This is a genomic window from Monoglobus pectinilyticus (genome assembly GCF_002874775.1).
Lineage (GTDB): Bacteria > Bacillota > Clostridia > Monoglobales > Monoglobaceae > Monoglobus > Monoglobus pectinilyticus.
Genome location: NZ_CP020991.1, coordinates 1,575,393 through 1,591,037, shown reverse-complemented (window position 1 = coordinate 1,591,037; position 15,645 = coordinate 1,575,393). Strand labels below are relative to the sequence as shown.

At 38.9% G+C, this 15,645-nt stretch carries 11 protein-coding genes; 4 read left to right on the top strand and 7 right to left on the bottom strand.

Going from position 1 to position 15,645, the window contains the following annotated elements; translation table 11 throughout:
* Positions 1–133: 133 nt before the first annotated feature.
* The 3 genes from B9O19_RS06905 to tsaE are packed head-to-tail and all read right to left on the bottom strand — an operon-like array spanning position 134 to position 2,880.
* Entirely contained in the window at positions 134–1,738 is a 1,605-nt protein-coding gene (locus tag B9O19_RS06905; protein ID WP_102365730.1) for a D-alanyl-D-alanine carboxypeptidase family protein, read from the bottom strand.
* Between the two features lie 15 nt (positions 1,739–1,753).
* Complete coding sequence (gene tsaB, locus B9O19_RS06900) at positions 1,754–2,467, bottom strand: tRNA (adenosine(37)-N6)-threonylcarbamoyltransferase complex dimerization subunit type 1 TsaB (RefSeq protein WP_102365729.1); 714 nt, start codon at positions 2,465–2,467, stop codon at positions 1,754–1,756.
* On the bottom strand, positions 2,461–2,880 hold the full coding sequence (gene tsaE, locus B9O19_RS06895; protein ID WP_102365728.1) for a tRNA (adenosine(37)-N6)-threonylcarbamoyltransferase complex ATPase subunit type 1 TsaE: 420 nt from the start codon (positions 2,878–2,880) through the stop codon (positions 2,461–2,463). Before tsaE ends, tsaB begins: the two co-directional genes overlap by 7 nt.
* Before the next feature lie 149 nt (positions 2,881–3,029).
* Between tsaE and B9O19_RS06890 the strand changes: the two genes are divergently transcribed.
* From B9O19_RS06890 to B9O19_RS06875, 4 genes are all read left to right on the top strand, one after another.
* Positions 3,030–3,518 (top strand): deoxycytidylate deaminase, encoded by a 489-nt coding sequence (locus B9O19_RS06890; RefSeq protein ID WP_102365727.1) that lies wholly within the window; start codon positions 3,030–3,032, stop codon positions 3,516–3,518.
* Positions 3,519–3,533: 15 nt separating this feature from the next.
* Complete coding sequence (gene addA / locus B9O19_RS06885) at positions 3,534–7,202, top strand: helicase-exonuclease AddAB subunit AddA (RefSeq protein ID WP_102365726.1); 3,669 nt, start codon at positions 3,534–3,536, stop codon at positions 7,200–7,202.
* A gap of 52 nt (positions 7,203–7,254) precedes the next feature.
* Entirely contained in the window at positions 7,255–8,367 is a 1,113-nt protein-coding gene (locus B9O19_RS06880; RefSeq protein ID WP_102365725.1) for an MGDG synthase family glycosyltransferase, read from the top strand.
* A gap of 169 nt (positions 8,368–8,536) precedes the next feature.
* On the top strand, positions 8,537–9,832 hold the full coding sequence (locus B9O19_RS06875; RefSeq protein ID WP_102365724.1) for an MFS transporter: 1,296 nt from the start codon (positions 8,537–8,539) through the stop codon (positions 9,830–9,832).
* Between the two features lie 579 nt (positions 9,833–10,411).
* On the opposite strand, the gene B9O19_RS06870 is transcribed toward B9O19_RS06875, so the two are convergent.
* From B9O19_RS06870 to ftsW, 4 genes are all read right to left on the bottom strand, one after another.
* Complete coding sequence (locus B9O19_RS06870; protein ID WP_102365723.1) at positions 10,412–11,716, bottom strand: cell division protein FtsQ/DivIB; 1,305 nt, start codon at positions 11,714–11,716, stop codon at positions 10,412–10,414.
* 27 nt (positions 11,717–11,743) lie between these two features.
* A complete protein-coding gene (gene murA, locus B9O19_RS06865) occupies positions 11,744–13,015 on the bottom strand; it encodes a UDP-N-acetylglucosamine 1-carboxyvinyltransferase (protein WP_245862897.1) in 1,272 nt (423 codons plus the stop codon).
* An 89-nt stretch (positions 13,016–13,104) separates the two neighbouring features.
* The gene (gene murG, locus B9O19_RS06860) at positions 13,105–14,217 is read right to left on the bottom strand and encodes an undecaprenyldiphospho-muramoylpentapeptide beta-N-acetylglucosaminyltransferase (protein WP_102365721.1); all 1,113 of its coding nucleotides are present in this window, start codon (positions 14,215–14,217) and stop codon (positions 13,105–13,107) included.
* Positions 14,217–15,614: a putative lipid II flippase FtsW gene (gene ftsW / locus B9O19_RS06855; RefSeq protein ID WP_245862896.1), complete on the bottom strand. Its 1,398-nt coding sequence runs from the start codon at positions 15,612–15,614 to the stop codon at positions 14,217–14,219. The genes murG and ftsW overlap by 1 nt, the downstream gene beginning before the upstream one ends.
* Between the last annotated feature and the right edge of the window lie 31 nt (positions 15,615–15,645).

The following is a 15,645-nucleotide window of genomic DNA, read 5'->3' as shown; positions in this document are numbered from 1 at the left end:
CATTATATACAAAATATATTTGAGATATTATACCACGAAATAACTGACTAGGCAAGATATTTTATGTTAACAATTCATCTTTTTTGTTCATATTTTACTTAGAATTCTATCTATTCAATTGTTATTTAATTCTTTATCTTCTTGGAGGACGTTTTGAACGTGAACTTCTTCTGCGCATTTCAGCCAGCTTTATATTTCTTCTTATATTAATTATCATATAAATTATAAATATAACTAAAGCAGCAGCCAAAATGACTATTAATATTTTTACGAACCAAAAACTCCATATATAACTAAAAAACTGCATAAGAAATCCAAGCGGATGACGCTTTACAGAAAAATCAGCTATTAAGTCTCCGCTCCCAACAACTTCTCCGTTAAGAACAACGTTAACTGTTCCTATCTTGTCCCCCTCGTTTACAGGAGCCGCCATATATTCAGGCAGAGAAGTCTCTATCTTCAAATCCTCGGAATTTGCGTCCTCTGGCACCGTAACTATAATATTGCTGTTGGTTGATAATGTTGTATGGTCTGTGCCGCTTCCGAAACGCACCTTTATCTCGCCGACCATATCTCCTTTTGTTATGGCTGTCACAGCCTTATAATTATCAATAGCATAAGCCAGCATATTTTTTGAATCGTAATGTCTGTCGTCCTCTGTCTTGCAATTCATAACGACACCGATAACCTCAAGATCGCCTTTCTGCGCCGAAGACACCAAACAATACCCAGCCTGGCTCGTGTGCCCGGTCTTTATACCTGTCGCATACTGGTAAAAATAATTGGGATATTTTAAAGTTGACAACAATCCGTTCGTGTTTATCAGCGTTCTTGCCCCAACTTTATCTGTCGCCGGAATATTTGCCTGCGACATAGCCACAATACTCCTAAAAGTTTTATTTTTCATAGCTTCTCTTGATAACGTACATAAATCCGCAGCAGTTGTATAATGCTCCTCGTCATGAAGCCCATGAACATTCATATAATGAGTTCCGCTAAGACCAAGTTCCTCAGCCTTGTTATTCATTCTCTCAACAAAAGTTGGAACATCTCCGCAAACAATTACAGCCAAAGCCTGAGCTGCGTCGTTTCCGGACTCCACCATAAGTCCCTCGAGCAGATATTGAACCGTCATGGCTTCGCCCTCTTTAAGCTGCATACTGGAACCGTCGGCAGGTAAGTCTTCAAGCATATCCGGGGTTATAAGAAAGGCAGAATTTAAATTTATCTCGCCGCGGTCTATTGCTTCTAAAGTTAGCAAAGCGGTCATTATCTTAGTAGTGCTGGCAGGATAAATCTGTTTGTCTGAATTTTGTTCAAACATAACTTCTCCATTCAGACAGTTTACTAATATAGCGGCCTCCTGCTCAGCCAAAATCGGTTTTCCGCCGTCGCCGACTCTCGGATTTTTAGTTGGCTCGGCCTTTGGTTCCGGAGTTGCTGTAGCTTTTGAAGAAGCAGATTTAGAAGATTTTGCGGCCGGAGTTGATGTAGGTTTGCTTCCCCTTATGGTACCGCTCTCCCTATCATCGTCATCATTTGTCTTCTTATCAGATTTAACATCAGAATTTGTATCTGAATTATCTTCTTCGTCCGAATTATCCTCTTTATTTGTCCTGACAGTGGATGAATCCGATGAAGAAGTTCCGTTTTCAGAATAAATCAATACAGGTGAAAGACAAATTGCTGCACTCATTAACAAAATTAAAATAGCTGAAAAAATTCTTTTAAATTTCACGTCTTATGTTCTCCTTTAAATTTCTTTTGTTTCGGTTTTTCTCTCCAAACGTTCACGCTCAGCTTGCGAAAGCCTTATATAATTCGGCGCGAGTTCCGCATAACTTATTGTATCTCCCGAAAGCGCCGCCTCATACCCTAATTCCGCTACAGAGCCGGCCATATTGAGATTGTTGTTTCCCTTTGCAAATTTTGCATTATCTCCTAAATATTCTAAAATTTCTTCTCTATAAACCAAAACCCCGTCTCCTAAAAACAAAACCTTTTTTTTCAAATTTTTCAGCTCGTCCAAAAGAGATTCTAAACTAACGGCTTTATCTTCGCAAACACGCGTTAGAGTACCGTCTCCTAAAAATTCAGCAGTATATACCTGATTTCTCCTGGCATCCAAAATCGGGCAAATTATCCCGTCAAAGTATGGAACGTTATTGGCCAGCGCTTCAAGCGTTGAAACCGCTGCGCACGGTTTTCCCGCAGCATGCGCCATCGCTTTTATCGTTGCCGTTCCTATTCTGACACCTGTAAAAGAACCGGGACCTGCCGCAACAGCAAAACAATCTATATCTGCAGGTTTTAGTTCCAGCGAATTGAGCAAAGCTTCTATTTGAGGCATTATTTTTTGCGAGTGGGTTTTACCGCAGTTAACTATAGCTTCTCCAACCAATTTTTCTCCGTCATACACTGCAGACGTCGCCGGCATACAACATGTGTCTATCCCTAACACTAACATATCTTTATCTCCCTGTAATCTTCACCCTTTTCAGGATACGCCTTTATTTCAACCCGTATAGTCCCTTCGGGCAAGATATTTTTAATATTGTCAGCCCACTCAATAATTGTTATACCATTGCCAAACAAATACTCATCAATCCAGTCGCATTCATCAAGCGCGGGGTTGGCGAGACGGTATACGTCAAAATGATATATTGGAATATCACCGCCGTATTCGTTAACCAAAGTATACGTTGGACTCAATACATCATTTTTAGAATGAAAGTATTTTGCTATTCCCTTAACGAAAGCGGTTTTTCCTGCACCCAAATCTCCAACCAAAGCAATAACATCGCCCGGTTTAAGCTCAGCCGCCAATTCACCGGCAGCTGACGCAGTATCCTCAACCGAGTTAGACTTATATATTTTCATATATTTACCTCTATCTTTAGTTTCTTCAATAAAATGAAGTCTTTATTATATTATATTGACATTATGCAACAAAGTCAATATAAACCTATTGAATAATTTTAAAAAATAACTTATAATATAAATAAATTTGTTTTTGGGAGGGCTATAATATGCAAAGAGTCGACAAAGCGAACTACTATTTGGATATAGCAGAAACAGTTATCGAACGCGGAACTTGTCTAAGGCGCAATTTTGGAGCTATAATTGTCAGAAATGATGAGATTATATCGACAGGATATACAGGCGCACCAAGGGGACGGAACAACTGCTCTGACCTCGGGTTCTGCATGCGGGACAAGCTTAACATTCCCCGAGGCGAAAGATACGAAATGTGCCGAAGCGTACATGCGGAAGCCAACTGCATTATAAGCGCCTCACGCCGTGATATGATTGGCGGCACTCTATATTTGGCAGGCAGAGACGCCAAAACAGGAGAGCTTGTAGGTGACGCAAACTGCTGTGCAATGTGCAAAAGGCTGGTTATAAACGCCGGTATAGAAGAGGTAATAGTACGCCGAACACCGACAGAATATGAAGTTATCCCTGTTGATAAATGGATTGAAAACGATGAATCGCTTGAAGGCACCATGGGGTACTAGACCCGGAGGGATTATATGAATTGGACCGCAGCTCAGAAAGAGGCTATTACATATGAAAACAAACAGAATATTCTTGTTGCTGCAGCCGCAGGAAGCGGAAAAACAGCTGTTTTAGTTGAGCGCATAATCAGAAAAATACTAGACCCTACCGAACCTGTTTCCGTTGATGAAATTCTTGTTTTGACTTTCACCAACGCCGCAGCCAGGGAAATGAAAAACAAAATAGCAGCCGCTATAGAAAAAAAGCTAAAAGAAATTCCTGATAATCAGCATCTCAGGTCTCAAACCACCAAAATTACCGCAGCCGATGTTTCTACCATCCATTCGTTTGCCCAAAAAATAATCAGCAATAACATTCATCTAACAAATATCCCGGCCGGTTTCTCTCTAATCGGCGAAGCAGAAAATGAACTTTTGCTTAAAGACGCCTTAGAAGATTGTTTGGAAAGATACTATGAACGCTTTGACATATTGCCATCTTTTAAGGAGCTCACTTTAGGTCATGGCGGAATAAAAAATGATGATAATCTCAGACGTGCAATCACCAATATATACAAGTTTTCAAGAAGCCTGGCAGAACCATCAAAATGGCTGAACAACTCTGTCAAAATGTATTTTGAAGTTTATAAATCAGGTACTGTATCCGGCACAGAGTGGGAAAATATATTTCTTAGCTGCATAAAGAATTCAACAAGACAACTTCTTGACTATTACAATACAATTATTGAAATATCAGAAAAGGAACTGCCTGAAGAACATACACACGCAGTATTCTTTGAAAAAGAAGCAGAGATGTTTCGTGAAATAATGAAGTGCGGCAATATTGAAGAATATATAGAGAATAGACAAAACATAAAATTTTTAACCAGACCCAGAATCAGCAAAAAAGACAAAGAAGACGCATATCTTGCCGAAGTCCTCAAAAATATAGCAGATATAAGAGAAGAAGCAAAAAAACTATTTAAGAGTAACAAACTGTTTTCATATGAAAACATAGATAGTTTAAGCAGCTCTATAAGTCTTTTGTATCCTCGGATAAAAACGTTAAAAAACATCATACTTATGCTGGAACGCAGACATACACGTCTGAAACTTATGCGTTCCTCCCTTGACTTCAGTGATTTAGAACATCAGCTTATTAAGCTGATAATGAAGAGCGACGGCTCCCCGACAGAATTTTGTAAAACTTTGAGCAATAAATACAAAGCAATATTTGTTGACGAATATCAAGACACAAATAATATTCAAGACAAGTTATTTCAGCTTATATCAGGAGGAAAAAGAAACATATTTATGGTTGGAGACCTAAAACAAAGCATATATGGATTTAGAAACGCGTCTCCAAAATTGTTTCTTAATAAGCTGACCGAATATTCCGGTGAAAATAACAACGGACATCTTATACGTCTGTCAGACAATTTCAGAAGCCGCAAGAATGTTATAGACAGCGTAAACTATCTATTTAAAAACGTAATGTCTAAATCTACAGCAGAAATAGACTATACAGAAGATGAACGGCTGCAAAGCGGCGCAGATTATCCGGAAGTTAAAAATCCCTCAGATTATAAAACAGAACTGATAATGACTGACGTGCTGGACAAATCTTCGGGTTCTGACACGCGCGAAACTGCGTTTCAAAACAAACATGAGCTTGAAGCAAGAACAGTTGCAGAAAGAATATCAAAATTGGTGACGTTTGATAAACTGTCTGTATACGACTCGAAAACAGGAGAACAAAGACCGGTTGAATATGGCGATATTGTTATTCTTCTCCGCTCTACAAAGAATACAGCTCCTATATTCGAACAGGTATTAAGAGAATATAATATACCGGTTATTTCTGACAGCAACGAAGGTTACCTAGACACTATTGAGATAAAAACTGTTTTAAGTTTTTTAGAGATAATAGACAATCCACTGCAAGACATACCCTTAATTGCTGTCATGAGAAGCCCTATCTTTGGCTTTACAGCCGATGAACTTGCCGAAATAAGAACTTTAAACCGGCACGGCAACTTTTATTATTGTGTTAAAACTGCCGCGCAAAACGACAATACAAAAGCCAAAAAATTTTTTGATGTTTTAAATAAAATGCGCGGTTTTTCAAAATATATGGGTACGGATGAACTCATATATAAAATATGCTATGACCTAGATTATCTAGCGGTAGCCGGATCAATGAGCGGCGGAAATATCAGGCAGGCCAATCTGAAAATATTGCTTCAAAGAGCGGGAGATTATGAGAGACGCGCTTTTAAAGGTCTTTTCAGTTTTGTAGATTATCTTAACAAAATTAACGACAGCTCTTCAGGTATGGGACAAGCCAAAAGCACTAACGGCGCATCGTCAGCGGTATCAATCACCACAGTTCACAAGTCAAAGGGGCTTGAATATCCTGTTGTAATTTTAGCCGGAACTACTTACGGCAGACCCGGCGGAGATTCTGTTCTTTACGATGAAAAATACGGTATAGGAATGGAATATATTGATGTAGATAAACGTATAAAACACTCATGTCTTTCATTAGATTTAATCAAATATAAAAAAGCGAAAGAATCAAAAGCGGAAGAAATCCGTCTTTTATATGTAGCCATGACCAGGGCAAAGGAAAAACTTATAATTTCCTGCACCAATGAATCTCCCGGCCAGTCAAAAGGCTGGAAACGTCCAATTTTGAACACACGAGGAGAAATCATCAGTCCATATTTTGAAAACAGCAAAATTTTCAGGGATTGGATAGTCTTGGGATACTTGCCGCAAAAGAACGCAGAAAAACTTAGAGAGGTAATGGAATCCGACATATCCGAGCTAAAAATTGATGAAGCTCAGAATATTCAATTCAAATATATAAGTTATACGGATGAAAATATAAACTTATCACAAAAAGAATCAATAGACTGTGAAAAAACAATCAATGAAGACATATCGATTTCAAAACCAACAGACGAGCCCATAAGCAAAGAGCTCGCTGACGAATTGTATAACAACCTTAATTATTTATACCCTAATGAGGAATTGACCCGCATCCCCTTAAAACTTTCGGTTAGTGAAATTAAAAGAAGCATGCAGGACAGTCTAACCGAGCAGGATGGTGAATATACTCCGATTTTAAGCAGTATCGCCGACAGAACATTCCACTCTGCCTCCAGCGGAGACGCCGCCGAAATAGGAACTATTACTCACTACATAATGCAGCACATAAACCCGGAGTTTACTCAGTCTGAAGAGCAAATAACTGAACAAATAACATCACTTTATGCCAATAATGTTTTAACCAACAGTCAAATTTCTTTAATAGATAAAGATTCAATCATTAAATTTTACAGTTCTGAAATCGGCTGCCGAATGCGGAACGCATATTTAAAAGGAAGTCTTAAAAGAGAATTTAAACTGTTGTTTCCTGTAAGCGCTTCAGAAATATATGGAGATAAAGTAAGTTCTGATTCCAAAAACGCTCAAATCATTGTTCAAGGCGTCGCCGACTGCTTCTTTATCGAAGACAACGAGATAGTTTTATTGGATTATAAGACTGACAACTGTTCTGCCATTTATGCGCCTAAACAAGCTGAAAAATACAAAATCCAAATGGATTATTACACAAAGGGCATTGAATCAATATTTGGAAAGAAAATAAAGGAACGGATTATATTCTTTCTTAAACCTGGAACAGCTGTAAATATATAAGCCCTGATAAATACTGAAAACACACAAACCGGCAAAATTAGGAGGAAGTCCAATGAAAGGTTTAGTATTATCTATAACAGCAGGACAAGGACACAACCAAACAGCCATGGTGATCAGCAAACGTTTCAACGAGTGCGGCGTCGAATGCAAATACCTGGATGTATACAAATTTATAAACCCGATTTTATCAGATTCTGTAAATAAGATTTATCTTATGTCCACCAAAGCTATACCTAAAATCTACGGCGGCGTATATAGAATGTGCGAAAAACGCGGAGTACAGTCCGGTGCCGGCATACACGGACTGAATAGAATAACAAATTCAGTTTTGTCAAGAAGTCTGATAAAACTTATTCAAAAAGAAAAACCTGATTTTATTATTTGCACACACATATTCGCTGCGCTGCTGGTTACTTATATTTCATCAATAGAACGTCTTAACGCTAAAACTATTGGAGTAATAACAGACTTCACTATACATCCTTACTGGGAAGACAGCTTGCTTGATTACTATATTATCGCTAATGAAAGGCTTACTATCCAGGGAATAAAAAAGGGCTTTCCAGAAAACAAGTTTTTACCACTGGGAATACCAATCGGTACTAAATTCTCAAGAAAAATTGAGAAAAGTAAGGCTAAAGAGATTCTAAATCTCCACAGTAAACATACAATACTTGTTATGAGCGGAAGTATGGGGTTTGGAGCTGTATATAAAGAAATTGAAGAATTGGATAAGCTTGATATGGATTTTGAAATTGTATCTGTCAGCGGAAACAATAAAAAGCTTAAAACAAAAATAGACAGTATGGAAACACGGAAAAAAATATACAGTTATGGGTATATCAACAACGTTGATGTGTTTATGGACGCCTGCGACTGTATTATAACAAAACCCGGAGGGCTTACCACCAGCGAAGCGCTTGCAAAACAGATACCAATGCTTATTAATAACCCGATTCCGGGTCAGGAGGACAGAAACGTAGAGTTTCTATTAAACGCCGGAGCGGCCATGCGAATAAGCAGCACAAATCCAATAGATGAAGCGGTTTATCAAATGTTTGTTAACGATGACCGGATGAAACTTATGCAGGAAGCAATGAAGTCAATAGCAAAACCAAATTCAACACAGGATCTTGTGGATTTTGTAATGAACGGCTTAGAATAAAAATTTTATATTTTAAATAAATACTTAGGAGGAAAAATGAAGCTTAGTATTGCTGAAGCTCTATGCAAGGTCAAATAGGGACGAACCGCATAGAGCAATAAAACAGAATGTCCCTAAAAGACTTTGCATTTTATGAGATAATTTCAAAATTAAAAGGAGCAAAGTCAATATGAATAAAATAAAAAAATTAATATATGAGCTGCATTCGTTTATTATACTGTGGCTCACACAATCATTTTCAACCCTCGGCAGTTCAATGACAAATTTTGCGTTAATAATATGGTCATATCAGCAGCAAGGGTCCGCTTTAAAGACCTCAATGCTTTCAATATGTTCATATGCGCCTTATGTCATTATAAGCATATTTGCAGGAGCGTTAAGCGACAAATGGAACAAAAAAGCAACTATGCTTGTCTGCGACAGCTTTGCTGCTGTTTGCACTGTATCTGTCCTGATTCTGCTGCTGTTTGGCAAACTGCAAATATGGCATTTATATTGTTTGAATGCACTAAACGGTCTTATGAACTCAATACAGCAACCGTCAGCAGATGTAACTATCAGTCTGCTTACACCTAAAAAACATTATCAAAAAGCGAGCGGTATGAGAGCATTCTCAAATTCATTGGTAAACGTTATGACTCCCGTCATATCTACCGCACTGCTGGCGCTGAGCAATATTCAAACGATTATTGCGTTTGATTTATTTACATTCGTAATAGCTTTCTTATCACTGCTGTTCTTTGTAAAAATACCAAAAGTTATATCAACTGAGAACGCTAAAGCAGAATCCGTGCTCGAATCCGCCAAAAGCGGAATACGGTATCTGAGACACAACCGTGGAATTTTAGACCTCATACTATTTTTGGCTGCAATAAATTTTACCGCTTCAGTTTTTGAAGCAGCGCTTCCGGCTATGGTTCTATCCAAAAGCTCCGGCAGTGAGTCTGCACTCGGAATAGTCAATGCGGTATCAGGTCTCGCAATGGTTGGAGGAAGCATACTCGTATCACTGATTCCATCACCCAAAAGCCGGGTTCGTATAATTTGCAATTCTCTTCTGCTTGCAATGAGCACAGAAAACTTTTTCCTTGCATTTGGAAAAAGCGTTCCCGTTTGGTGTATCGGAGCATTTTTAGGATGGATAGCCATACCGTTTATGAACGCAAACATGGATGTTCTTTTCAGAAACCATATCCCTCTTAATATGCAAGGCCGCGTATATTCTGCGAGAAACACATTACAGTTTTTCACTATACCAATCGGTTATTTTCTTGGAGGATTTCTGGTTGACAAAGTGTTTGAACCGTTCATGGCGTCACAATCAGCTGCAAGCATATTTGTTACATTATTTGGGCAAGGAAAAGGCGCCGGAGCCGCTTTTTTATTTTTATGGCTGGGATTTATCGGGCTTATCACATGCTTAATCTTTAGAAAAGACCCGCATATATGGCGGCTGGAAAAATAAGATAACTCTCACACACCAAAACTAATATTATATATAACCTATTTTACTTTCTCAAAGATATAAACAAACTATGAAAAAGATTTTAAAACTTTAGGACAAATAGCTTGCTTTATATATTAAAGAACCCATTTTATAACAGACTTTTAAATGAATATAGTCTTATATACAAAAGACTATATAAAATATTTTTAAAGAATTTGTAATTTTCAAACCTTAGGCACTGTTTTCACTTCATTGTTACAGCGAACAAAAATAGGACTTCAATTAAGTGAGCTAACCCCAATTGTTAGATTCTTGGTCTAACATTCGGAATCCGCTCCAAACAAAATGAAGTCCTATTTTTTTTGCAAATTATAACCGCTTTGTCCTGCTGCCGGTATTAAAAACAACTTAAAAGTATATGCTCCTATCCCGAAAAAGCGAAGTGGATTGGTCTCTCAAATTGGATTTTGCTAAATTAAACACTTACCTAAATAAAACGCTTCTTCTAACGCTGGATTATTTTTAATATCGCCCTTGTCTTTTATACCTTTTACCAATACCATACCAATGCTGTCTAACTCAAATCTGTACTGACTATCAATTTCTCTGAGTCTTTGGAGTTGGAGTATGTTTTGATTCGTTTTTAGAATTATCATTTTTCGGAGTTGATGTGGGATTTTCTTCATCCTGCTCTTCATCATCCGCTAAACCTTCATCATCCTCATCATCTGTCGGAATAGGAGACGCTTTCGGTCTTGCCGAAGATTTTGAATCCTCTTCATCACTATTCGGCTCCGGACTAACTTCCAGCACTTTAGGTTCTCCTGTTTCAATACTGCGTACATACAGTTTTGAATCCCTGAAATCCAATATTGATTCTTCATACTTTGATAGGTTACTGTCAATAACAGAAGTTACGAATTTTACTTTATAATCAAAGTTATCAAATGTACCAAACCATACTTCCAGTCTGTCTTCGACCCAAAACTTCACATCATTTATGTTATTTACATCTATTTTGGTGGTTCTTTCCAAAAGTCCCGCTTTTGATAAAGACTTTACAGCTTCTATAACATTGTCCAGCTTGTCCTCATCATTACTTTGAATCCTATGTCCAACTTGATATTTTGTTATTCCAACTCCATATATTATCGGAGCGTTGTAAATAATTTCACCATTTGAAGTCCGGTTCAATTCATCAAAATTATTTCCTGATTCCAATTCAGTTGGCTCCTCTGAATTCTCTGCCGCCGGAGAACTGGTGGGTGAATCATCAACAAAATATCTATTGCCGTCATTGTCAAACTCGTAATGACCGCCGTTCACCTTGTATATTGGGTCTCCGTCATCATCGTAGCCCCAAATGGAATCGTCCTCAGTTTTCGTATTATCTTCTTCAGGTTCCGGACTGCCGGTGGGTTCAACTATCTCCTCTTTTATTTTAGACGATGTTATTTGATACACATCATCATTGTTAGTAACGGTGTCAACAACCCGCCCGTTTGTGTCTGTAACAGTAAGAAAATCTCCGACGCTGAAATAAGCCGCCGGCTGTCTTTCAGTAATTGTAAATTTAACAGTATCGGGAAAAACGCGGCTTACCTGACAATCCTCCACATACTCTAAAGATTCAACATTTTTTTTCGGAGAACTCAGATTTGTCAAAAAAATATTTCCGCCCGTTTTAATTTGTGAGGCATCAACAATGGTATCATAACTTATTTTGTCATTACCCTCGCAAACTATATTTTTTATATTAAACATTGGTGCCATAAGCAAAAAACAAAGGGCAAGAACTGCTAAAACAACTACTGACAGCACAGATATAGCTGTTAGTTTCCGTCTTGCCCTTGCTTTTTCAATGTCTATTCTGCTCTTTTTAATGTTTCTTTTCTTTTGCATGATATTCTCCTATAACGGCTCTTCAGTTTAGTATACAATACGAATGTCAGCACCCAAAGATTCCAAATCACTGACTATATCCTGATATCCTCTTTCAATATGCGGCAGTCCTCCGACTCTCGTCGTGCCTTCCGCCATTAATCCGCCTATTACCATAGCCGCGGCGCCTCTCAAATCATATGACCTAACATCCGCACCGCTTAGAAACTCCCGTCCCCTAACGGTTGCCTGACACATGTTTACATCAATATCAGCACCCAGCTTTGCCAGCTCAGACGCATGTCTGAAACGATTTTCAAAAATTGATTCTAAGAACACCGTAGTGCCGTCCGCAACCGTCATAACAGCCATAAACGGCGGCTGCGCATCAGTTGGAAATCCCGGATAGTATAAAGTTTTAATGGTGTTAACCGCCCTGGGCCGGCCGCTCATAGATATTATGGCTCCATCTCCGGTTTTTCTTATATCTGCACCTATATCCTTTAAAATTGAATTGCACATTGAAGAATGCTCCAAGTTGATTCCCTTTAACAGAATCTCTCCTCCGCAGCCTGCAACAGCGGCCATATATGTAACTGCAACAATTCTATCCGGCATTATTTCAAAATCAGCGCCATGAAGCTTTTTTACACCATTTATAACAATAACGTCACTGCCGGCGCCTTTTATGTCCGCCCCCATAAGGTTCAGAAAATCTTGAAGATCCACAATTTCGGGTTCTCTTGCCGCATTTCTTATAACTGTCTCACCATCCGACTTTGCCATAAGCAGCATTATGTTTTCGGTTGCTCCAACACTGGGGCATAACAGCGATACAGAGCACGGTTTAAGTTTAGATTTTATTCTGCAGTGTATAACTCCCTGACTTTCCTCTATCTGTACTCCCAGCTTTCTAAAAGCCTTTAAATGCAAATCAATTGGTCTTGCTCCCAATTCACAGCCTCCGGGATAACCAACGTCTGCCTCTCCGATTCGAGACAGAAGAACTCCCAGAAACAATATTGAAGAACGCATCCTGTTCATCATTTCAGGCTCTATTGTGCTTCCGAAAATACTCTCCGCCGAAATATTTGCTAATTCACGTTCAGAATCATAATTACATCGGCACCCTAGCGTCTCCATTATTTCCAAAGTATTTTCAACATCTGAAAGGTAAGGACATCTGCATAAATTACAGCACCCTTTCTCACACATACAACAGGCGGTCAGACATGGCAGAGCCGAGTTCTTTGAACCCTGAACTGAGGTCTCTCCAAAAAGACGCCTTCTTCCGTTTATAGATAAATAACCGTCGGTCACCAAAATCTCCTCCATCTGGCTACATTAATATTCTTTCACAATATAGTATGCAGTCAAGGACGGTTTGTGAAAAGCGGTTATTGAATATACTAATTATTCTTCAGCAAACGTTTCGCTTCACGATAAATTTCCTCTGTCGCCGCTGTAGTGCCAACACTTTTAGCGGCTCTTCTCATATTTTTAAGCTTTTCTTTACTGCTTACAAGACTTTCTATATTTTTGTTAAGAACTTCAGCAGTAAATTCATTTTCCAATATAACTCTTGCTCCGCCTTCTTTTTCTATTGCCCTGGCATTATGTTCCTGATGATTGGCAGTAACATATGGAGACGGCACAAGTATTGAAGGTTTTCCCAATGCAGTTAATTCGCTCAGTGTGCTCGCCCCGGCACGGCAGACAACTAAATCGGCGGCCGACATTACAATATTCATATCATAAATATATTCGCTTACTCTAACGCTTCGGTATTTCTTCAGGTCAATACCATTGTTCTCAAATCTATTAATAACATCATCATATTGAAAATATTTTCCGGTACCCATCATGATTTGATACTTATTATCTTTTATAACACCGCTTATCCAATCAACCACTGTCTTATTAAAATCTTTAGCTCCCATACTGCCGCCAAAAAAGACTATAAACGGACGCTCGTCAAGTTTTAAGACGCGGCGGGCTTCAAACTCGCTTGTAGATAATATAGACGGACGAACAGGATTACCCGAGTAAATTATATGTTTAGCTGATTTTATGTATGGCTCGGCGGCTTTTGAACCGAGAGCAACTGTGTCGACATATTTAGATAGAATTTTTGTAGTTACTCCTGGATATGCGTTTGACTCGTGTATAAGCGTCGGTATACCAAGTTTTGCCGCCGCAAATAACACAGGCCCTGCGACATATCCTCCGGTGCCGATAACTATGTCAGGATTAAACTTCTTTATAATTTTTTTTGAATCATGAATGCTTTTAGGAAGTTCAAATAAATTTTTGAAATTCTGAAAGTTAAGCTTTCTTTCAAAACCATGTATCTTTATAAGTGACAAATCATATCCCAAACGTGGAATAAGCTCCGCCTCAAGCCCTTCCTCAACTCCAACGAAGGCTATTTGGGAGCTTTCCTTATCAGCAATATAATTGGCGATAGCGACAGCAGGATTAATATGACCTGCAGTGCCGCCGCCAGCAAATAAAATTCTCATTATAACACCTTCTCCTGCCTGGAGACGTTAAGCACCAAGCCGATTTCACCCATAGTTATAGCCAGCGCTGTTCCTCCGTAACTAAAGAAAGGAAGCGGCATTCCCGTTACGGGAAGCGACGCCGTAACAACGCCGATATTTATCATCGCCTGAAATCCTATCAGACCTATACATCCAATAACAATAAGTTTCCCCAAAGTGTCCGGAGCCTTCTGAGCTATACGTATCCCTCTGTATATAAGGAACAGAAATAAAACTATAACCACTATAGCTCCTACCCAACCTAATTCTTCTGACAATACTGAGAAAATAAAGTCATTATGCGGTTCCGGCAGAGACATGTATTTCTGTCTGCTCTGTCCAAATCCAACGCCGAACACACCGCCCGAACCAATGGCATAAAGAGACTGAACAATCTGCCAGCCGGCTCCTTGCTTATCGGCAAATGGATCACCGAAAGACAACAGTCTCTGCAGTCTGTAAGGTTCAGCAAATATCATTGCCACTCCGCCAATAAACGCAGGAATAGCCAAAATAATAAAGTGTCTTATTTTCGCTCCGCCCACATACATCATAAGCAATGTTGTAAGGGTTATCAATATAGTAGCGCTGAAATGCGGCTCCATCATGAGCAGCGCTCCGACTACTCCTAAAATCAAAAGGCAAGGCAAAAATCCTCGGAAGAAGTTACCCAATTTATCCTGGTATTTTTCCAAATATACAGCTACAACCAGTAATGTCGCAAATTTTACTATTTCTGACGGCTGAAAACCAAACAGCCAACGGGTAGCTCCATTTGAGGTTGTTCCCACTCCGGGGATTAATACCAATATCAAAAGAATAATACATATTGCATACAATACCGGAGACAATCTGGCAATAACATGATAATCCACCATCATACAGCCAATCATAGCCACTATACCTACTAGAAGTCCGCCAAACTGACTTTTCATAAAATACATACTGTCGCCGGTAGCAGCATAGGCCCTTGAACTGCTGGCACTATACAGCATAATCATACCAAACGCAACCAAGATAATCGTTGTCAATAAAAACTGATAATCGAGCGCGCCGCGTCTTATTTTTATTCCGCCTACCCTAAGAAAGTTTTTAGCAGTATATTTTACTCCTTGATTTTTTGACGCGGTTTCCCGGCGAGGAACTTGCGTTCTAACCGGTTCCTGTATCCTGCTCTGTGATTTTTTTATGTAACTGCTCTCATAATGTTTGCTCTGCGCTCTGTTTTGCACAGGTTCATTATGACTGATGCTTTTATAATAATATCCGTTGTTTCTATTTTCGGAGTTTCTCGGCGTTTTACTATATTTACTTGAAGCACGCCGGCCTATATTATTGTTTCCGGCTTTTTTTCTCGGATTTCTTTCATCTGACAAGTCGATACTCCTCCTATCTGCACATAAATAA

What these genes read in the sequence shown, in the direction of transcription:
- tsaB (WP_102365729.1), bottom strand. Translation starts at nt 2,467, where the DNA reads ATGTTAGTGTTAGGGATAGACACATGTTGTATGCCGGCGACGTCTGCA.
- tsaE (WP_102365728.1), bottom strand. Translation starts at nt 2,880, where the DNA reads ATGAAAATATATAAGTCTAACTCGGTTGAGGATACTGCGTCAGCTGCC.
- B9O19_RS06890 (WP_102365727.1), top strand. Translation starts at nt 3,030, where the DNA reads ATGCAAAGAGTCGACAAAGCGAACTACTATTTGGATATAGCAGAAACA.
- addA (WP_102365726.1), top strand. Translation starts at nt 3,534, where the DNA reads ATGAATTGGACCGCAGCTCAGAAAGAGGCTATTACATATGAAAACAAA.
- B9O19_RS06880 (WP_102365725.1), top strand. Translation starts at nt 7,255, where the DNA reads ATGAAAGGTTTAGTATTATCTATAACAGCAGGACAAGGACACAACCAA.
- B9O19_RS06875 (WP_102365724.1), top strand. Translation starts at nt 8,537, where the DNA reads ATGAATAAAATAAAAAAATTAATATATGAGCTGCATTCGTTTATTATA.
- B9O19_RS06870 (WP_102365723.1), bottom strand. Translation starts at nt 11,716, where the DNA reads ATGCAAAAGAAAAGAAACATTAAAAAGAGCAGAATAGACATTGAAAAA.
- murG (WP_102365721.1), bottom strand. Translation starts at nt 14,217, where the DNA reads ATGAGAATTTTATTTGCTGGCGGCGGCACTGCAGGTCATATTAATCCT.